13 protein-coding genes, 3 pseudogenes and 1 CRISPR repeat array are annotated in these 21,509 nt (G+C 42.4%); of the genes and pseudogenes, 1 reads left to right on the top strand and 15 read right to left on the bottom strand.

Features of this window, described 5'->3' with window-relative positions:
• Positions 1-79: 79 nt before the first annotated feature.
• Positions 80-3,201, top strand: a pseudogene (lacZ, locus tag JCM16418_RS04270) (beta-galactosidase, LacZ type).
• An 83-nt stretch (positions 3,202-3,284) separates the two neighbouring features.
• On the opposite strand, the gene JCM16418_RS04265 reads toward lacZ, so the two are convergent.
• The 15 genes and pseudogenes from JCM16418_RS04265 to JCM16418_RS04205 form a co-directional block, all read right to left on the bottom strand.
• The gene (locus JCM16418_RS04265; protein ID WP_036646518.1) at positions 3,285-4,853 is read right to left on the bottom strand and encodes a response regulator; all 1,569 of its coding nucleotides are present in this window, start codon (positions 4,851-4,853) and stop codon (positions 3,285-3,287) included.
• Positions 4,831-6,630, bottom strand: a complete 1,800-nt coding sequence (locus tag JCM16418_RS04260) for a sensor histidine kinase (protein ID WP_036646516.1) — start codon at positions 6,628-6,630, stop codon at positions 4,831-4,833. Before JCM16418_RS04260 ends, JCM16418_RS04265 begins: the two co-directional genes overlap by 23 nt.
• 115 nt (positions 6,631-6,745) lie before the next feature.
• A complete protein-coding gene (locus JCM16418_RS04255; protein WP_036646515.1) occupies positions 6,746-8,422 on the bottom strand; it encodes an extracellular solute-binding protein in 1,677 nt (558 codons plus the stop codon).
• A gap of 57 nt (positions 8,423-8,479) precedes the next feature.
• Positions 8,480-9,376: a carbohydrate ABC transporter permease gene (locus JCM16418_RS04250; protein ID WP_036646512.1), complete on the bottom strand. Its 897-nt coding sequence runs from the start codon at positions 9,374-9,376 to the stop codon at positions 8,480-8,482.
• Positions 9,377-9,388: 12 nt separating this feature from the next.
• Positions 9,389-10,189: an ABC transporter permease gene (locus JCM16418_RS04245; protein WP_242403709.1), complete on the bottom strand. Its 801-nt coding sequence runs from the start codon at positions 10,187-10,189 to the stop codon at positions 9,389-9,391.
• Positions 10,190-10,585: 396 nt separating this feature from the next.
• Positions 10,586-11,287: an RNA polymerase sporulation sigma factor SigK gene (sigK, locus tag JCM16418_RS04240; protein ID WP_036646510.1), complete on the bottom strand. Its 702-nt coding sequence runs from the start codon at positions 11,285-11,287 to the stop codon at positions 10,586-10,588.
• A 264-nt stretch (positions 11,288-11,551) separates the two neighbouring features.
• Positions 11,552-11,695, bottom strand: coding sequence for a lmo0937 family membrane protein (locus JCM16418_RS24520; RefSeq protein WP_148298738.1), 144 nt, complete (start codon positions 11,693-11,695; stop codon positions 11,552-11,554).
• 235 nt (positions 11,696-11,930) lie between these two features.
• Positions 11,931-13,034: a CRISPR direct-repeat array (repeat unit 33 nt; unit sequence ATTTCAATCCACGCACTCCATACGGAGTGCGAC).
• A 192-nt stretch (positions 13,035-13,226) separates the two neighbouring features.
• Complete coding sequence (gene cas2, locus JCM16418_RS04235) at positions 13,227-13,517, bottom strand: CRISPR-associated endonuclease Cas2 (protein ID WP_036646507.1); 291 nt, start codon at positions 13,515-13,517, stop codon at positions 13,227-13,229.
• A gap of 9 nt (positions 13,518-13,526) precedes the next feature.
• Entirely contained in the window at positions 13,527-14,558 is a 1,032-nt protein-coding gene (gene cas1c / locus JCM16418_RS04230) for a type I-C CRISPR-associated endonuclease Cas1c (protein WP_036646505.1), read from the bottom strand.
• Positions 14,555-15,224 (bottom strand): annotated as a pseudogene (gene cas4 / locus JCM16418_RS04225) (CRISPR-associated protein Cas4). Before cas4 ends, cas1c begins: the two are co-directional and overlap by 4 nt.
• Entirely contained in the window at positions 15,211-16,080 is an 870-nt protein-coding gene (gene cas7c, locus JCM16418_RS04220) for a type I-C CRISPR-associated protein Cas7/Csd2 (RefSeq protein WP_036646503.1), read from the bottom strand. The pseudogene cas4 and the gene cas7c overlap by 14 nt, the downstream one beginning before the upstream one ends.
• Positions 16,081-18,009: a type I-C CRISPR-associated protein Cas8c/Csd1 gene (cas8c, locus tag JCM16418_RS04215; protein ID WP_036646501.1), complete on the bottom strand. Its 1,929-nt coding sequence runs from the start codon at positions 18,007-18,009 to the stop codon at positions 16,081-16,083.
• Positions 18,006-18,726: pseudogene (gene cas5c, locus JCM16418_RS04210) on the bottom strand (type I-C CRISPR-associated protein Cas5c). Before cas5c ends, cas8c begins: the two are co-directional and overlap by 4 nt.
• A 77-nt stretch (positions 18,727-18,803) precedes the next feature.
• Entirely contained in the window at positions 18,804-19,691 is an 888-nt protein-coding gene (locus tag JCM16418_RS26555) for a hypothetical protein (RefSeq protein ID WP_306304747.1), read from the bottom strand.
• Positions 19,655-21,259 carry a CRISPR-associated endonuclease Cas3'' gene (locus tag JCM16418_RS04205; protein ID WP_306304746.1) on the bottom strand — a complete coding sequence of 535 codons (1,605 nt, stop codon included), beginning with the start codon at positions 21,257-21,259 and terminating at the stop codon, positions 19,655-19,657. Before JCM16418_RS04205 ends, JCM16418_RS26555 begins: the two co-directional genes overlap by 37 nt.
• Between the last annotated feature and the right edge of the window lie 250 nt (positions 21,260-21,509).

Raw genomic sequence — 21,509 nt, 5'->3', positions numbered from 1 at the left:
TAATATCCTTTATTTCTTTAGTCATATTGAGAATCTATACTGACAATATAAGAACATTATATAAGAAGGAGCTGTAAGGATGCGAAATAAATTTATATATCAGTCACCCGCAAATGGCTACCCCGAATGGAATAATAACCCTGAAATTTTTCAATTAAACCGAGAGCAAGCTCACTCATACATGATGCCTTTCAAGTCGGAATCGGAAGCGCTTAAGGAAGTTCATAGCCTTTCCCCTTACTATCAGTCACTGAATGGAACATGGAAATTTGCTTTTGCAGAAACACCAAGTGCTCGTATTGAACATTTTTATGAAGTAAACTATGATTCCAGCAGGTGGGCAGACATGCCTGTCCCTTCGAACTGGCAGCTTCAAGGCTATGATTACCCGCAATATACCAATGTAAAGTACCCTTGGTCTGTTTCAGAACCTGAATTAAAGGCGCCTTATGCACCAACCAAATACAATCCTGTTGGTTCTTATATTCGTTCGTTCACTGTTCCGGAATCTTGGAGTGGGCAACCTATCTTTATCAGCTTCCAAGGCGTTGAATCTGCCTTTTATATTTGGGTCAACGGTGAATTGGTCGGCTACAGTGAGGATACGTTCACACCTGCCGAATTCGACCTTACCCCCTATCTAATTGAAGGCGAAAATAAACTTGCTGTTGAAGTGTACCGTTGGTGCGATGCCAGCTGGCTTGAAGATCAAGACTTCTGGAGACTGAGTGGTATCTTCCGCGATGTTTACCTTTATTCCGTTCCTCCTATCTATATCGCGGACTTCTTTGTTCGAACAAATCTCGATGATCATTATCGTGATGCCGAACTGATGATTGACGCTAAAGTAGTTAATTATTTCAATCAGCAAGTGGGTACGTTACAGCTAGAAATGGCTCTGTTTGATCAAGATAACAACCTTGTCCAGAAGAAGTCTCTTGTGATTAAGGAAGGTCTTACAGAAACTCAAGACTTTCAGCTTTCCATGCCAGTTTCTCAACCTGCCAAGTGGAGCGCAGAAGCTCCTTATCTATACACCGTTGTGCTGTCATTACAAGAAACGGATGGCCATTGCTTGAATCGGTCAGTTGCCGGACGGGATTCCGTCAATTTGAGCTTAAAGATGGATTGATGAAAATAAACGGCAAGAGAATCGTCTTTAAAGGTGTGAACAGACATGAATTCTCATGCGATACTGGCCGGGCAATTAGTAAAGACGACATGATTACAGACATTAAACTCATGAAGAGTCATAACATCAATGCTGTCCGTACATCACACTACCCTAATCAATCCGCCTGGTATGAGCTTTGCGACGAGTACGGGTTATATGTCATTGATGAGACAAATTTGGAAACACATGGCACATGGGGTTATGGGGATGGTACGCTAAGCGATCATAATATTCCAGGCAGTAAACCTGAATGGCTAGATAACGTATTGGATCGATGTAATTCGATGTTTCAAAGGGATAAGAACCATCCATCTATCGTCATCTGGTCACTTGGTAATGAATCCTTTGGTGGGGATAACTTCATTGCCATGCATGATTTCCTGAAGCAAGCTGACCCGACAAGGCTCGTTCATTACGAAGGGATATTTCATTGCAGAGAGTCCGAAGCGGCAAGTGATATCGAGTCAACGATGTATACGAAGCCACAAGACGTTGAGAAATATGCCTTGAGTAACCCCCAAAAGCCTTTTATTATATGCGAATATAGTCACGCAATGGGTAACTCCTGCGGCGGGCTGCATCTGTACTGGGAAGTATTCGAGCGCTATGACATTTTACAAGGTGCTTTCATTTGGGATTGGATCGATCAAGCCATTCGGACGACAACGCCCGATGGTATTGAATACCTAGCATACGGTGGGGATTTTGGCGAAACACCACATGATGGTAATTTTTGCGGAAACGGATTGATCTTTGCCGACCGCAGCATCACTCCGAAGCTCGATGAGGTGAAAAAATGCTATCAAAACGTCAAATTCGAAGGGGTTCAGATTGCTGAAGGACAAATTCGCATCACCAACCGGTTCTTATTTACGGATCTTCATACTTACCTCTTAAAATGGGAGATCCATCTTGAAGGGGAAGTAAGCCAAAGTGGAACACTGCATATCTCGCTTCCTCCTGAGGAAGACATCGAAGTCCTCATACCATTTGCCCCAATAGAAAGCTTTGAGAAGGAAGCTATTTTGACTATTTCTATGGTGACTACGGAAGATTCGAAATGGGCTACTGCTGGTCATGAAATCGCTTGGGAGCAATTTGCCCTTACACCATATTTACCGGATTTAGTGTCTAGTGTGGAAAATGATGTGACTACTTCGGCACAGTTAGATATAACCGAGTTGGAAGAAGACATCCTCATCTCTGCTGGGGACATGTCCTTAAAATTCAGCCGAATTACTGGAGATCTCTCATCTTATAATTCTTCAGGTAAAGAATGCTTATTAGAGCCCGCTAGACCAAATTTTTGGCGTGCCGTGACCGATAATGACTTAGGTAATAAGCTTTCTGAGCGCTGCGGTGTGTGGAAGAATGCACATGAAGATCGGCAATTGATTCGATTGGACTGGAAAAAAGAGGAATTGCTCTGCTCCGTCACAAGCCATTACACCATTGCGACGAACCCAATAACGAGCTTGACGATCGATTATCAAATCCATCCTGACGGTACCATCCACATTCATCAACAATTGAACCCAGGAGACGATTTGCCGGAGATTCCCGAAATCGGGATGTTGTTCGTGCTAGATCAAAGCCTTGATACGATTGCTTGGTATGGCCGTGGACCACATGATAATTACTGGGATCGCAAGACAGGAGCCCGAATCGGTCGTTATTCTGGTAAGGTTGAGGATCAATTCGTCCCTTACTTAAGACCGCAAGAATGTGGTAACAAAACCGACGTCAGGTTCGCAAGTTTAACCGAAGGAACGATCGGACACGGCTTGCGATTTGAGGCTCCATCCTTAATGGAACTGTGTGCTCTCCCTTGGACTCCAAGCGAGCTTGAAGCCAGCGATCATATATACAAGCTGCCGCCAAGCGATAAAACCGTACTTCGTATCAACTACAAGCAAATGGGAGTTGGTGGCGATGACAGCTGGAGCGCACGTACGCATGATGAATTTATACTCCCCTGCAATCGTCCGTACAGCTTTATGTTTACAATGCAGCCTATAAAGGGATAAGGGCAGTTAAGGATATAGAAAAAAGAGCGCGCAATCATTGCGTGCTCTTTATCATTTAAATCTATCGTCCACTATCGGTGATATTATGAGGACCGAAACTCTCCAGCGCTGACTCCGGTATACTGTTTAAACTTCTTGCAAAACCAATCTACATCCGTATACCCCACCTCAAGTGCGATGCTGTAAATTTTATGGCTGGTATTTCGCAGATATGTCTTTGCCTTCTCCATTCTGACTTTCATTAAATATTCATTAAATGATATACCCTCTTCCGATTTAAAAAGCCTTCCCAAATAAGTCGGATTCATATACACTTGCTCAGCAATATGTTTCAAGCAGATTTGCTGTGCGAATTGCTCTTGTGCTAGCTTCTTAACTGTTCCTATCGTTTGTGATGCTTGCGGCTGCTTTCTGTTATTTAGGTGGTCCGCAACAAGTAGACATCTCTCCTCTACCAGCAGAAACAAATCCTCCATTGTCTTGGCTTCCATAATCATTGTGAAATCTTGTAATGGCGTGGCAAATACATGATTGAGGCTATAAACACTTTCTTTCACAACACGGTACAAATCTACGAACATTTCAAGTGCTACCGCTTTCATAGATTCTTCGGAATGGCAGCGAATCAGTAGTCTCCAACGATCCTCTAATCGTTGACTGGCCTCCATCGTGTCATTCCATTTTAGCGCGTCAATGATATGTGAAATGTCGCGTTTCGTGACCGAATCCTCCAAGTCAGGACGCTTTGCTGCCTCTTCCGATAGAACACTATTCTTACCAAACAGAAACCGCATGTCCAGCATTTTATCTGCTCTATGAAACGATTCAACTACATTCTGTAAAGTATGCACAATACTGCCGACACCGATTGTTACGGGCACCTTTGCGAATTGACCTATGGATTCCCGCATTTGTTCAGCTTGGGCTCTCACGTACTCTTCAGATAATCCATCCCGTTGTCCTATTAGCAACACACCCACATGATCATGATTTTCCTCAAATGCATAACCTTGTTCACCAATAACATCCTCGATAATATTCCGTACCGCAAATCGCTTCAACAAAACATCTGATTCCATTAACCGAATGTCGAGGGAATCCATAAATTCCATATGTACTTTTAATACACAGAATGCACTATTAGGAGAGCCCGACATACCCACCAAAGGAAAATGTTCAACGACGTCTTCTGCATGAATCCATCCATGTGTCCACTTTTTCAAGATTTGATCTCGCATGGCTTGCATACCGTGATACAGCTGTTTGTCAATCCATTGCAGCCGCTCAATTTCCAATTTAATATTTTGAAAAAGCGGCAAAAATTCATTCTCATCTACAGGCTTTAACAAATAATCCTTCACACCGTATTCGAGGCATTTTTTTACATATTCAAATTCTGCATATCCACTCATCATAATGATAGGAATTCGGGAGAATTTTCTGATTTCCTTAACCAGTTCCAACCCATCCATCACAGGCATTTTAATATCGCTGATCACTAAAGAGAAATCTTTCGAGTTCAAAAGCTCTAAAGCTTGCTTGCCATTTGCTGCCTCTCCCGCTATCTGAAAGCCATACTCGTTCCAATCCAATAAATACTTCAGCGTCTTTATGGCTCCTGGTTCGTCATCAATCAACAATACCTGATGCATCGGAGACTCCTCCTCTCATAGCGTACGGTAAGCATACGGTCACCACTGTACCTTTGTCTTCCGAACTGTCGATTTGCAGCCCATACTCCGGCCCAAATATTTTTTGAATGCGGTCTTGGACATTTCGAACTCCTATATGCTTTGAATCATGCATGTCTGTTCCTTGATTCAATATCGCCTTAATTTGTTCCAGACGTTCCTTAGGAATACAAGGGCCATCATTCTGAACGATCAAATGATAGTTGTACTCATCCATGATTCGTGCGTTGATCGAAATATTCGTTTTTTGCTCGTATTTTTCTACTCCATGTACGACGGCATTCTCTACAAGTGTTTGTAAAATCAGCTTTGGTACCTTCATATCCATGAGATTCTCCGGTATTCTAATGTCGCTGGCCATTCTTTCACCAAAACGGAAGCGTTGTATGTTTAAATAGGTATCCACAATCTCAATTTCATCAGCTAGAGGGATCATTTGTCCGCTTTTCCCTAATAGATGGCGAAATGATTTGGCAAGCAGCATCACCATTCTGGCATTTTCCCGATCCCCGTTCTCCAGCAGGTTCCCGCGTATCGCATTCAGAATATTATATAAGTAATGTGGATGAATCTGGGTTTGCAATGCATAAAGCTCGCTTTCTTTTGTCTTCAGCTCCAATTCCTTTTTTTGAATAACCATCTCGTATCCTTCATGAATGAGCCGTTCCATACGCCTTACCATACGGTTATACGCTATTGTCAGAATGCTAGCTTCATCTTTTCCCTTCACGGACGTCAGGATCTGGAGATTATCAAGATTCATTTGTTTCATCTTGTCCGTTAGTATGCTCAATCGCTTTGTAAATCCATAGGATATGCTGAAGATGATCACCGCGAACAGAAGGAGAAAGACACTAAATAGAACAAACGTAAATCTACGCATTTCATCCACCTTAATCCCAAGCTCGTCCAAGGGAGTCAGTGAAACTACACTCATGCCTTTAACGCTATATCGCGACTGAATCGTTTGAAAGGTAATAAGATAAGATTGATCGTCAATCAGAGAAATTCGGCTTTCGGCTTCAGCCAGTTGGTTATCATGAAGAAATGGATAGTCCTGTAGTTTCTTTCCTACGACATTAGGCCGAAAGCTGTCCATGATCGCAGTCCCATCTGCCAGAAAAATGATAAATCGCGTTCTCTTACTCTCTTTTGCAATTAAATTAGATATCGTTTGCATATCGATATCTAACGACACGAACAAATGGGCATCCGTCTTATATTTATTCAATCTTTGTGTCAATCTCAGAAAATTCAGATGATAATACTCATCCTCTCCTTCGTAAGACCAATAATTATTTAATTTGCGATTAATCATCAATTGATACCAGGATGTGTGTTTAATATCATCATTAATCAATTTCACATTGGGAAATTGATAGGTTGCATTCTCAGTGAAGAATGTCATTCGAAACATATTTCTAGAGCCCGTGATTGATTTGGTAAAAGGACTCAAATATTCATCATAGGATTGTTGAGTATCAGCAAAATCAGAATATATCGCAAGCATTTTGGCTTGCAATTCTTCATTTAGAAATAAAAAATCCGTGACCTCTTCATAGGATTGCAATAAACTATCAATATTTTGAGTGAACTGGGAAGTGGAATGTACCGCATTTTCCGATATTTTCTCGAATACGAACTGATTATAAGACCTCAAGATATAGTAAATTAAACCACCTAAAAAGAGAGCTACAACAATCATGGTGGTCAGAAAGAAACTAGTTCTTATTTTCATAACTTTTGATCATCCTGCCATTCCTTTGCATCTCTTCATCATTATAATGCAAAGAGCCGGAAAATAGATTATACCGGCCCCCGCTTTTTCAATTATTCTCTATTGCTCTAATAAGCTACTTTTGACCAATGGCTTTGTTATACTCATCCACAACTACTTTCCATGATTTGGTATACATTGCCTCCAATTCACTCTGTCCAGAAGATTCGATTAATTTCTTGTAATTCTCCCAATCACTGTCGAAATTCTTGGACATCACTAGCTTAGGTGATTCACGGTCCCAAATTTGCTGAATTCTCTTGGAAAGGGCAGCAGCGCCTTCTGGTTCTGGGATTTGCCATAAAAATGAAGGAACGTATTCAAGTGGTGGCAAGAAATCGGCCCATGTATCTTTCTTATAAGCAGCAAGCACTTCTTTCGTCACATCATCATATCCACGTATCATATATTCTTTGGTCAATGGCGTTGCATAATCGCCGTCATCTAGCTTAGCTCCATTTCCGAAGGAAAAACGATTATAGTTATTCCCAAGCCCTTGCTTCCAATTATAGTCGGGATCGGCGGTCATCTTTTGGATGATTTCATCGCTTCTAAAGCGTTTCCCAGCCTTGATTTCATAATCGACGCCTTCTATCCCCCAACTGATCAGCTTCTGTCCTTCATCTGTAAATAAATAATCAATAAATTGAATGACACGTTCCGGATGTTTGTTATTCTTTGATATAGCCCAGTTGTTATTGGACCACGTTGGTGTAAACGCATTAGAATGATCCTCTACATTTGCATCGAATAGAATGGGAAGCTTCGCATATTGACGGTTAAGTTTTCCTGATGACTTAATCGAACTCTCTGGTGCCGATAAGAACCACTCCGGATAATATCCAGCTAGGATACGCCCCTGTGCAATTTTGGATGGAGCCGTATCGTAAGTAAGCGTGAATATTTCTTTATCAAGCAGATGCTCGGCATAAAGCTTATTTAAGAATTGATAGTACTTTTTGCTATTGTCTGAGACGAGGTTCAAATGTACTTGATTCTGGCTGTCGATGATGAAATTCCCATGGTCAGGCTGTCCTCCTGCACTAAGAGATGGGTTATTATATACAAAATTAGAGCCAATACCAGAGAACGGGATGGTTGGTTGACCATCGATCGTCGGATGCTTCTTATAATACTCAAATAACACATCGTAAAGTTGATCTAAGGTTTTAATCTCTGGATATCCTGCTTCCTTCAACACCTCGTATTGAATTGCAAAATTCGCCTGTGTATTTGCCGGCGTTTCTGTGGCCGTTTGAACGTTGTACAATGAATAGATATGTCCATCGGTATCTTTTAACAAGTTGTAGAACTTCCCAAATTTCTTTTTGATATTCGGACCATATTGCTCAATCAAGTCTTCAAGAGGCATAAGCGCACCAGCATCACGATATTTACCAAGGAATCTTGGTTGTAGGCTCAGAACTTCCGGGTAATCGCCAGAGGCTAGCCACAAATCATACTTCTGTTGAGCAAAGTCAGTTCCTCCAATGATAGGGATATACTCAAATGAAACGCCTGTTTTTTCTGTCAGCTTTTTGGAAATGGGTGTGTCCCAGCTCGCCTTGGGATCTGTAGTGTTGATTTTGAACGTAATCGCTTCTGAAGTAGATGGTTTGCCATCGGTCGTTGATACTGGGGTCTTGGTATCTGTTGTACCTTTCTGATCAACCTCTTTCTCACTCTTACTGCACCCTACAATGAGGAGTACAACAAGTAATACCGATATGAATAATCCTAGCTTTTTTTTCACACTAGACACCCTTCCCCTTATTATTTATTTCAATGTCAATAGTTTGGCTTGAGATAACTATTCCTTCATGGCTCCCAAGGTAATACCTTTGACAAAGTATTTCTGTAGAAATGGATAGACTAATAGAATCGGCAGCGTAACAATGATCGTCAACGTTGCTCGAATTGATTCTGGGCTCGTTGTATTAGCTAACGTAGCATCAATATGACCCGTGGACGAAGCACTGCCTGTAACTTGACTAATGGATTGCATTAATATTTTCATAAGTTCGAACTGAAGCAGTGATAAATTCTGTGATGTGTTATATAAATAATTATCGAACCAGGAATTCCAATGTCCAACAGAGATAAATAAAGTAATTGTTGCGATAACCGGCATGCTTATCGGCACAAGTACGCGGAATAGAATTTGAAAATCACTTGCACCATCTATTCTAGCGGATTCAGATAACCCTTCAGGTAATTGGTCGAAGTAGCTACGAACGATGAGAACGTTGAAGGCACTAATCAAACCTGGAAGGATATATACTAAAAAGGTATCGGTCAAATGTAAATCCTTGATTAGGATATAGAATGGAATTAGCCCGCCACTCACATACATGCTCATCACCATGACCAACGTGAGTATTTTGCGAAGCTTGTAATCCCGTCTACTCAGTGCATACGCTAGCATTGTTGTCATCGACACGGATAATAGAGTTCCAATTACCGTCCGCAACAAAGAACGAATAGCTGCAGATAATAGCTGAGGGTTCGAGAAAACGATTTCATAATTGCTTGTAGTCCAAGCTCTCGGAAAGATTCGAATACCTCCCTTGACGGTATCTAGCGACTCATTCAGTGATATGGCCATGAGATTCAAAAACGGATATAACGTAATGATGCCGATCAGCAACAGGAAGCTATAATTGAAGATATTAAATACGACACTGTTCAAAGGTCTTCCCCTCAACATGGTTCCTCCTTTTTAGAATATTTTACCTTGATCTAATTTTCTTGCCAGGAAATTGACGGACAACACAAGGATAATGCTGACAATCGATTTGAAAATACTGATCGCTACCCCTAGGGAGTAATCACCAATACTAAAGGCATAATTCATTGCATACAGGTCGAGTACCTGAGAATATTCTATAACTAGGTTACTTCCTAACAAAAACTGAGATTCAAATCCACTGGATAATATCCAACCTGTATTTAATATTAAAAGCATCATTGCGGTCGGTATTAATCCGGGAATAGAGATATGCCACATCTTACTGAACCTGCCTGCCCCATCAACAGAAGCAGCTTCATATAGTTCTGTATTAACTCCTCCCAGTACAGCCAGGTAGATGATTGTACTCCAGCCCAACTCCTTCCATAACCCTGCAAAGGTATGGATCCACCAGAACCATTTGCCCTCAGCCATGAAATATATCGGCTCATCAATGATTCCTAAAGTCATAAGAAGCTCGTTTATCATACCTCCATCCGGAGAAAGCCCCACCAAGATAATATTGGCTATGACGATCCAAGAGACGAAATGCGGAATGTAAGTGATCGTTTGAACTGTGCGTTTGAACAATGAGAATTTTACTTCATTTAACAACAAAGCAAGTATAATTGCACCGATGAAACCGGCAGCTAGACTCATAATACTCATCACAAATGTATTCCTCAGAACCTCATAGAAAATAGGGTCTTTGAACAACGTTCTAAACGTATCCAACCCAGTGAAATCGCTTCCAAATACACCTTTGGCAGGGGAATACTTCTGAAAGGCCATTATCCAACCCCACAAGGGAACGTAACTGAACAATATCAGAATCAGTATCGCAGGGATTGACATAAGGATTAACTGATATTGTGATTTTGCAATGGATAACCATCCTTTTGTAGGTTTTGGTATTCGAGTGGACGTCTTAAATACTCTCTCTATTGCTCTCACCTCCTTCGTTTCCTTTATTTTGCATCCACACGATTATAGAAACAACCCGATGCAAGATAGGAAAATCCCTGACAAATCATACATATGGAGTTTAATAAATAGAATGACAAGTGTTGTGGAATGAGAATACAACAATAAAAACCAAACGGATTCTCTCCCGTTTGGTTTTAGCTATTAAAATAACATTCAATTTATACCTTATCTTATATGTTTCATGAATCGATGTAATATTTCCTAACGCTTCGCCTTATAAAACTCATGATACAGCTTCATCAAAGCTCTCTTCTCAATCCGTGATACATACGAACGTGAAATTCCCAAATCCCTTGCGATTTCCCGCTGAGTCCGCTCTTCCCCGCCTTGCTCCAGTCCAAAACGTCCTTTAATGACTTCCTGCTCCCGCTCATCCAAAATATCCAGATTACGATAAATTTTGCTCTTCTCAATCTTAAGCTGCACGACATCCGCAACGTCATCAGCGTCACTGCCGAGGATATCGATCAGCGTAATTTCGTTGCCTTCCTTGTCAGTTCCTATCGGATCATGAAGAGATACGTCTTTTTTTGTTTTCTTCAAGGATCTCAAATGCATCAGGATTTCATTCTCAATACAACGGGCAGCAAATGTTGCGAGCTTCGTGCCTTTACCTGTCTGAAAGCTTTCAATCGCTTTAATGAGGCCAATGGTACCAATGGAAATCAGGTCTTCCAAATCCTCTCCAGTGTTATCAAATTTCTTCACGATATGCGCCACCAGCCGGAGATTATGTTCAATCAACATGTTGCGAGCATGGGCGTCTCCTTCGGACATCAGTTGTAAATAGAGACTTTCTTCTTTTTCATTGAGGGGCTGCGGAAAAGCATTATTCTTGACGTAGGAGACCAGTAGCGTGAGTTCTTTGATGAACAGGGCAATAAAACTAAAAAGTCCAGGCAATAGATGACACCTCCTGCTGAATGACAAGACCACCGCTTTACCTATGTAATGCTTACGGTTGCGGTCTGTTCATTCTATGTGGCTGGCGCCTATCTGTGCATGTACGGCAGTAAAATATGATGGGACAAGGCTAAGAATATGGAGGTCTTTCATCCAGCATAATTCCAAATGAATGTAACAGCAGAAGCTCTACACTGTAATGAAAAAAAGCAACCCCAATGTCTGAGGTTGCTAAGTGAGTAACTTCAGTAATTCATTTCATCCTTACGGACGTCTACCTGTCACAAGCTTGTAAATTAATGCAATGAGGGCGATAACCAAAAGGATATGTATTAAACCACCCGCAATGTGAAAAGAAAATCCTAATATCCATAGTATCAAAAGCACAACGAAAATCGTCCAGAACATCAACTCACGTCCCCATCCATTATTTATTCTAGAAAGAGTTTTCCCTGTTAACGATTATTTATACAAGCTTTATTAATTTCCATGAAGCTGCTCTTAAGCGCACGGATGAGAAGGCGAACAAACTCATGTAGAGTACGACCAGTCGTAAGTCAACAATCCTATGATTTGATTATTTCAATTCACTACCATATAGAGCGCGACGACAGCGCAATTTCGCGCCCTCCTCATATAAGTCAATTTCTTCCACGCACTCTATGCGGAGTGCGACTCATATCTCCTCTTAGGATTTTTTATATTTATTTATTTCAATCCACGCACTCCATACAGAGTGCGACGGGCGGTAGCACCATTTGTAAATGAGAATATCTACATTTCAATCCACGCACTCCATACAGAGTGCGACCAACTGACAATAAAAACGAAATCATTATCCCTAAAATTTCAATCCACGCACTCCATACGGAGTGCGACGTATCATGTGCAACAAAAAAGACCGGAGCTCCCATTTCAATCCACGCACTCCATACGGAGTGCGACATGAAGTGAAATATATAGAGCCATGGAGGCCCACTATTTCAATCCACGCACTCCATACGGAGTGCGACCGTCAGCCTTCGTGATTTGACCGCCTCCGGACCATTTCAATCCACGCACTCCATACGGAGTGCGACATTACCTGCTCTGATGAGTGCAAAAGATTACTCAAATTTCAATCCACGCACTCCATACGGAGTGCGACCAAATTTATTATAAGTATTTTCAGTGTATATAAAGATTTCAATCCACGCACTCCATACGGAGTGCGACGTTTAGAGTAGGGACAGAATCCGGTATTACGTATATTTCAATCCACGCACTCCATACGGAGTGCGACGACCTTACCTCCACTGGAGTTAGGTGGTTGTATGTATTTCAATCCACGCACTCCATACGGAGTGCGACAGACGGTAAGGCATACCGCAAGTTATCCAGATCAATTTCAATCCACGCACTCCATACGGAGTGCGACTTCCTTCCGAAAATTATCATTACCACGACTATTTCAATCCACGCACTCCATACGGAGTGCGACGAGGACTCCAAACCACAACGAACCTGTTAATATATTTCAATCCACGCACTCCATACGGAGTGCGACTTCATCCAATGTATTTTACATCCGCTTTAATATATTTCAATCCACGCACTCCATACGGAGTGCGACTAATTTAATATTGTGGGATCGGGGGTCTATGAATATTTCAATCCACGCACTCCATACGGAGTGCGACCACAACAAACAACAGTGCTAACCATATCTAATGATATTTCAATCCACGCACTCCATACAGAGTGCGACAGCGAAAAAGAACGTATATACAGTAACCCAATAGTATAATTACGTTTTTTCGATACTTTCACATCTAATGTAGGCTGTATAATCACAACTTAACGAAAAATCGTTGCCAAAAGGTCACAAAATAAAGGTTTTCGACATATTCTGAGGTGCGAATCCCCCAGGAAAATCATGTGAGCTTGGTATTCGCACCTGCTACAGTATTAATGGATCACCCATCTCATAGGAATCTTTGGCACCCACATGTTGAACTTTACTTTTGTAATTATCGCCTAAGTTATAGAATCGAAGACTATCTGTATCCTTATCAATTAATTCTTCCAGTTCGAATCTTAATCGTCTAAATTGGGCAGCATCCAGTATGCATTCAAACACCGAGTTCTGCACTCGCTGACCATGATCCACACACTTCTTCGCCACTTTAAATAGCCTTCTTCGGCCTTCACTATCTATCGTGCTCACATCATACGTAATCAAAATAAGCAATCATTACACCTACTTCCAAAGAAAAGGAGGATATTCATCCAGATCACCGCGTATATATCTTGCAAGTAGTAACGCTTGAGTATATGGTACAAGTCCCCAAGATATTTTTTCATTCAAATACGGATGCATAATCTTGTCCTGTTTGCGCTCCTGCCACGCTTTTAACACTTTCTTTCGTGCTTCATCATCCAGAATAACTGCAAGATTTTCTTTGACATAAAAGTCCTTATCGTTAATCACCTTTTTGTTAATAAGAGAGAGCACAAAACGATCTGCGTACACTCCCCGAAGTTCCTCCATCATATCCAGTGCGAGAGAGGCTCTGCCAGGACGGTCACGATGCAAAAAGCCAACATATGCATCAAGTCCGACAGATTCAAGTGCAGACTTCATGTCATTAGCGAGCAAGGTATAGGCAAAGGATAATAACGCATTTACTTTATCTAAAGGAGGTCGCCGACTGCGTCCGTAAAAGTAAAATGACTCCTTTTGCTGGAGAATCAAATCATCAAACACCGAGTTATATTGCACGGCAGCCGATCCTTCCAATCCGCGCAATACGTCCAATTGCTCCACCTTGCGTAACAGCTTCATCGTTTCGCCAAGCGACTCCGTAACCTTCTTGATTCGTTCCGTGTCGATACGTAGTGCATAATCCCGTGTGGCTCGTTCCAGAATCCACTTATTGTTGTATAACTTGCCTGTAATCATATTACGGGCTAAACGCGAGCTACGCACCTCATCGTCCGAAATACGGTACTGCTCCTTCCGCAATACCACATTTCCTCGATCCTCACCAATTACCCGTGCGAGGAATCGCCCCGTTCGTGTCATAAACGTCAAACTAACATTGCGTGTCGCACAGGCCCCCATTAGTGCTGGACTTACTCCAGCATAACCAAAGGTGCATACGGCCTCCAGATTATGTAGCGGATAGCGAGCAAGAATTTCTTCATCCTGCTTCACCACAATGTTTTCCCCATCCAGTCCAAGGTATGTATCGGGTAATGTTACAAATAAGGTGTTCAGCAGTTTTTTCATTCATTCAACCTGCTTTCGATGTAACTTGAAACGGAGCGTTCATTCAAAATATCAGGTACACATATGTTGTTCAAAGAACAACTTAGGCAGTGTGGCCCAGCTTTGGCCTTTGGCGTGTGGTTGCGATCAAAATAATGTCTCATCTCATCTATACTGGCCCTAACACGCACCCGATCTGCCTCAGTAATGACCACTTCCACCCGGTGCTTGATCTCGTCATAATAAAAATAGGCCTTGGGAATATCACATACGAGCATTTCTTCGAGACATATGACTTGTGCTACCAATTGGGAGTGATCCGAATCATTTCGTTTGGGCTTTCCACGTTTGTACTCAACAGGATAAGGAAGGTATAACCCTTCCTCTCTTGCAAGTGGAACCCCTGATGGATCACGAATGAATTCAACCACATCACAGATACCTACAGATACCTGTAATCCCAAGTTCCCTCGATTTCACCGGAAGCGCACGAACCACCAGTTTATCGCCTCGTTTTTCACGAAGCGCTGGCTGGTCTGCTTTTCGATGCAAATGATCTCCCTCAATGGTGCGGACGTTGTCTTCCCACTGCTGTTCAATATGAATTAATGCCCACTGCCTTCTGCAAAAGTTAAAATGCTGAATCCCCGAAAGCAGCAGATAATCCTCTTCATTATAGTCCTTCATATTCTTGGACTGCCAAACCTTCCAGCGGCACCACTGTATAATCAAAATCATCGTAAGACTTTGCTTCGGCTACGTCTGGCTTCAATTCAATTAGCAAAGAACGATGTACCTTCGCAGATGAATACTGCCCCATTTTGGAACTATGCTCCCACCAGTACAGTTGGTGAACCTCCATGCTGCCATCAGGACGGGCCGAAGAAGTATCATTCTCGAATAAGGTTCTCAGTGATTCACGAATTTTCTCCGCGTCTTCATATGTAAATCCGGTCTTCTCTGCCAGTTGCGTATTGATACTTCCATAAAAAACATAAACGCCAAAATCTACGCGGTGTTTCATACCCATCGTGTCTGAACCTTTTTTGTCTGGATCTTTAGCCGTTGTGACAGAGTTTACACTCTTGGTAATCTGCATGCTTGAGATGTCAATCCGATCCAAACTAACTGCTGTATGAATCGATACCGGACCCCGAATCCCCACAGATACATCTGTGCCACTAAAAGCAAATACTTGTCCAAAGCTACGTACGTCAATCCAGGACTGACAAGCGGCTTCTGCATACAAATCTTTATTTGCCTTTTTACCTTTGGCATGCTCTTGTACATTCTCATTGGCATCGACACGATCTTTAATGGAGCGATGAGCATCATTACGTTTTTCATCGGATTGCACCAGAATGGACTCTCCCATATCCTGAAGGCGGTTACGGATTTTACGCTTGATACATACATCAGAGATTTCTCCAAAGCCGTCGTAGTTCTGACGAGGACGGTTTCCATTCAGTGGATCACCATTCGGGTTGGCATTACGAACAGACAGCACAACAGCAAAATCGATTTTGTGATCAAGTGTACTCATTTAGTTATCCCCTTGTTCGTTCAATTGGTTTTCATCGTCTTTATCTAGTGCAGCTGCGGCTTCTTTATCTTTCTTGCTTGTATATAAATCGTTACGCTGGCTGTAAAAGCCCAGTAGGTATAATCCCGTGAGTGGTTTGTCTGTAAAATCTTCCAACTCTAGTTTAGCCCCAACTTCATCTAGCAACGTATTATAATATCTGGCACCAGTACCCATTCTTGCTTGATAAGGTTGAAGATTAGATTGGATAATGCTCCAGGTTCTCCCTGGACGTTGGGCAAAAGCGTTCATATATCGAATAGCGTTTGTGGCTCGTTTTTCTTCCTTACCCAGAGCACTTCTCTCTAATACATCTGCAATAGCAAGCATTCTGCCAAATAAATAACTACGATCTGTTGCTTCAGTATTCAGACTCACCCCATATCCCTCCTTTTTGTTAACAAGCGCGCAAGTAATGCTCAATGTTTTCTCCCATTCCCAATTTTCCATGCCTACCGGGTTGGATGCACGATGGATGGAACTGCGAACGATATCCAGCGGAATGGGTCGCTCATCTATGATACATGGGAGCATTCGCTCCATTAATTCTTTAACTACCTTGTCACTGGCTCGTGGACCATAGGCTGCAAATGCAATGTCTTTGGTAGCAGGCGTCCCGATAAACGAGACCGGCTTGTCATTTTTATTTTTCCGATAACGATGTAACCAATAACAGCTCTCATGCCAAGCTAATATTCGATCCAAATACTCGTTCTGATCTAAATTCCGATAATACATAATCGACATTCTGCCTGGTGTAGCCGCATCCAGTGTCATAAGGGTCACTTCATGTTTGGAGTTATACTCCCCATCGTATCGATAGCCGCCAATCGCCTTTCTGATTTGCAAAGCAAACTCCTTATGAGTTGTGTCCCCACCAGGAAATGCTTCCTCATCATCCTCATCCCACAAGCTAAATGTATCTTCTTGTGGTTCTGGCATATCCAGACTCGTGCTTCCCCACACCAGAAACACTTTGCCATCAATTGTGGTTCCTTGTCGATCAATGAGCCACTTTAGCGCGTTATGCCCCTTCTGTGAGGCTTCGTAGCTTACTACCGCTGCGTCACGACTGGTACGAAAACGGCCCCGATACGTAAACCCACTAGAGTCATTAGCTGAGATCAACTTAGATTTATCTCCCGAATGTCGTATACGGGAAGCGTGTTTGTCCGCAACGGGCAGTTGTTCTCCTGTCACGAAACAGATATCCGTGTCTTGTAAACTCATTTCATAAAACTGGATAAAGGCTTCTTGTACCGAAGCATCACGCCACAATCTGGATTCAGGTTCTCCCGGAATATCTACAGCAAATCGAACAAATGCCCCACTCTGATCTGCTGCGATGACATTAAATATTTTCGGTTTCTCGCCTTCCTGCTCACCTGGTCCTGCGATCCACTTCTCCAGTAACCTTCCTTGACTATCCTTATGAAGTATCCCTCTGTCGACTAGATCAGCGATTAGCGTACCTTTGCTAACATAGTGAAGTACGCTCTGTACTTTAGTATGACTACATGGAGATTCACACCAATCCTTCAGTTGATTCACATAATCCTGATACGGTGTTCCCTTGACTTCTCCGCAGAACTGAGTGTAATCTCCTGCAACATAAGATAACTTGTCAAAAAGCGGATACGGTACAGGCGCACTCGTTCGGCTTGCGGATGCTTCGGTGCAAGGAATAATCGTGCTGCCATCATTTTTTTCTACCACTTTGGCATTTACGATATCTCCTTTTCCGTTCAGATGAACTTCAATATGGGCGGTCTGTGTTGTGTGCGAGATTGGAATCAGAGCGTATTCCTTGCCATTTTTCTTCATTTCAAATTGTCCGACAACCTTAGCGTGATCATCATACGTTTTGCTTAAATTGGCAAGCCAACTCATTCACTCACCTCATTTCCAAACCATTCGGAATAAAGATCATCTACCGATTGCATATTCCCTGCATCGAATATTTTAGCTGTACCTTCTCCCACTTTACGAACCAACGTGCATTCATCCGGACGGATAAATTGAATGACACCATGCTGCATTTTCGCTTTCCATAGACGAACCTCTCGCTCATTGCTTCCTGTTTCATCCGGGTAACTAATTCCATGTAGCATCGTGCCAAAATTAAGCTCCTCTATACGATCATAGAAACTGTCATCTTCACCAAACTGGCACGGTTCAACATACCCCTGACATTCACGGTCCCCAGAAAGATATCTCTTCGTCCTCCAACCTGAACTGCTCGTTTGGCGATATTGTGATGTTTATGTTCGTTCTGGTCATGTACCAGATCTTCACGATGCGGATTAAATATAAAATGTGCCTTCACCTGATAGCGGACATTTCTTAAATAGGTGTAATAGGCCAGTGTGTTGCCACCACTATATTCAATCGGACGCATACCCTTTGATTCGGTCTGAATTGGATTCATAATACGGACTTCATCTACAATCCAAGTCAGCGTCGGCTTCCAGTAAATAGATTCCACGATCCTTTGAGGGCTTGGTATGTAGGAATCTGATAAGAGAATTTTTCTCCACCCAACTTGGTGAGTGGATCGGTGAATAACGCATATTTTCCCGAAACCTCAAATTCGATTTGATTTCTCAACATTTCAGCTCCTTTCTATGGGGTATAGGAGGGAGAAACATGTGTCATGAATCTCCCTCCTGTAATGGATCATATGATCAGATCATCATAGGTTCCCAAGCACCTTCACCCTTAGATTCCACGCCGAAATCATCGGAATATGCAGGTTCTCTCAATGCCAGAACATGCCCATGCAAAAGGGGCCTCACATCTCCGTTTTTCTCCAATGTCCGGAGTTCATAGTCGTAAATATTCACCGTATACTGCTGAGCCTTGCGTAATAACTCACTCATTTCACCAGGTTCAATTTCTCCATTCAGGTCCAATATCAATTCTCTTCCTTCTTCCCCATAAGGAACAATTACAGGCGTGGCGTTCGTGGATATGGCTTCAAAATACTTCTCTGCCGTAGCTATCGCATAGTGATTCACAACCTCTGGCTTACAAGAATGCTTCTTCTTATAGGCATCCACGTAATAACGGTTACGGTCCATCAGATCAAACAAGTTCTGTTCAAGCTTAGGAATGAGGTAATGCATTTTGTCTCCAATATCATTAAAATAATATTCGAAATAACGGGACATTGCCTTTGAAGATAACAAGTCATTACCGAGCGAACCCGGGTCATCCTTGAATTCCTGAAGCACACGTTCCGTTTTCTCAGCACCAATTAGAATCTCAGGCAGATTCGTTAACACCTCATCCGATGAGCGAATGATGTACACATTGCGAACCTTATCTTTCCCGTGCCGATTACATCGTCCAGCCGCCTGAGCAATCGAATCCAAACCAGCCAAGGAACGAACCACACAATCAAAGCTGATATTCACGCCCGCCTCAATAAGCTGTGTACTCACACAAATGATTCGTTTGCCCTTTGCCAATCTTGGAATAACGCCATATTCCCCGGATAAAACCTCTTTGCGATGCGCAGCACACATATTGGTGCTCAGATGAACACCTGAACGCCACTCTCTCTCAGCCATTCCACCTCATTCAACTGTTCAAACAGTTTACGGACCGCTGTTTTCGTGTTCAAAATGACCAGCACACTGTCCACTTCCCTCATCTGTTCTTGGACAAAGGAAGACACTTCCTCCGCCCCCCACCCCGAAGGTAAATCTTGCGTAAGGTCCTGTAAATCAACTCGTTTAAAGCTTCGTCCGACCTCATCTAAATTCTGAATAATCTCCGGCTGCTTGGAGAAGTGTAGCTTATGCTTCACAAAATCCAGCGCAGGCTGAGTCGCTGTACAGAGCAACAGGCTGGATCGCCCAATCACATGTAGGAAATTCAGTGCAGCATTAAAAAGGGAGATACAATGAACCGGAACCGACTGCACTTCATCAAATACAATGACTGCATTGGAAAGCTGATGTAGTCTGCGGACGTTTCGGGTTCCTTTCGCATAAAAAGTGTTCAAAAATTGAACCATCGTCGTAAAAATAATCGGCCGATCCCAATGATCACGGGCAAGTTTGAGGCTCTTTTTACGTAAATCCAGGGTCTCCCCTTCGTCGCCCTCATGGCGTTCGTCATCCTTGTCATCCACCACGTTAGAGTGATGCTCCAAAATCATGTCATCGTTTTTCAAAATACTGCGGATTTCAGCCGCATTTTGTTCAATGATGGTGGTGTACGGAACGATATATATAATCCGTTGTTTATTATGTTCGATGGCATGTCTGAGCGCATAGCGCATACTGGCAAGGGTTTTCCCCCCGCCTGTTGGTATGGAAAGGGTGTACACTCCTGATGGACGATACGCAAATTGTTCGCATTGCAGGGACATTTCACGTCGCAATTGATTAATGGGTGAGTCTACTTCATCGCTGTGCTCAAGCTCGCTTAAATGTTGAAATAGTAGCTCATAGCTTTGTTGAAAAAAGGACTTGTAATCTATTCCTTCTGCCACTGTTTCATTTTCTTCAAATCGCCTTGTATTCGTGCGATCTGCGTCGATCAGGCAGCTAAACATATATTTGATAAGCAGTGCTCCTGCAATCGGCGGAAGTTTATGCTCTTTGATGATCTTTATGTATCGTTGAAGCTCTTGGGTCGCTTGCTTAAACATATGGTCGAGTTGGTCCAGGGGATTGTGCTTAAAAAATTCTTCTTTCGCTTGCTCGTATTGATCTATTTCTTTGGAAATGACTCGTTCCATATAAGGTGAAGCTTTATCAGGCGATATGTAGTCCCTTAGACCCTGATGATGGGAGATGATGCAATTAGCGATCCACTCCGCCGTGTACTTTGACTCAAGCGTTGTGCCACTTCTATGATAAAGGCTGTGCAGCAGCTTGCCACCAGCAGTCGAATGATCAACTGAACCTTTGCGTGGAGGGGCATCCGGGTTCGCAACAGCCTCCTGAATGTAATTTCGAAAAAGATCTGTATTCTTGCCCATATCATGCAGAAGACCAGCAATGCCTGCCAAATATTTGATATCAATCTTCTCTCCGGCTTGCTCCGCACCTTGCTTAACCTCTACTAAGTGATCCTGAACGGTTTGTACCTTTCCATCCTTTTGACGGATATGAGCAATATAGGTCATTAAGCCTCACTTCCTTTCAGAAAAGAGATTCAAAAATCCGGTTCTTACACTCATTAATTAGGAAAAATACTTATATTAACAGTTCGACTTCAGACGACACACTCCTTTTTATTTCCCCAAAAAGTCCTTAGTTTCTATTCCTATTAATTCGTGTTAAACTTGTCATATCATTGACTCAAATTTAATTACAGCGTATTATATTGTTATATAAAGTTAATTGACTCGCACATTGGTTCGACCTAATTAACTT

Origin of the sequence: Paenibacillus pini JCM 16418 (assembly GCF_000576305.1) — a bacterium.
Lineage (GTDB): Bacteria > Bacillota > Bacilli > Paenibacillales > Paenibacillaceae > Paenibacillus_AQ > Paenibacillus_AQ pini.
Note: the sequence above shows the minus strand (reverse complement) of the source record. Positions and strands in the feature narration are given on the sequence as shown.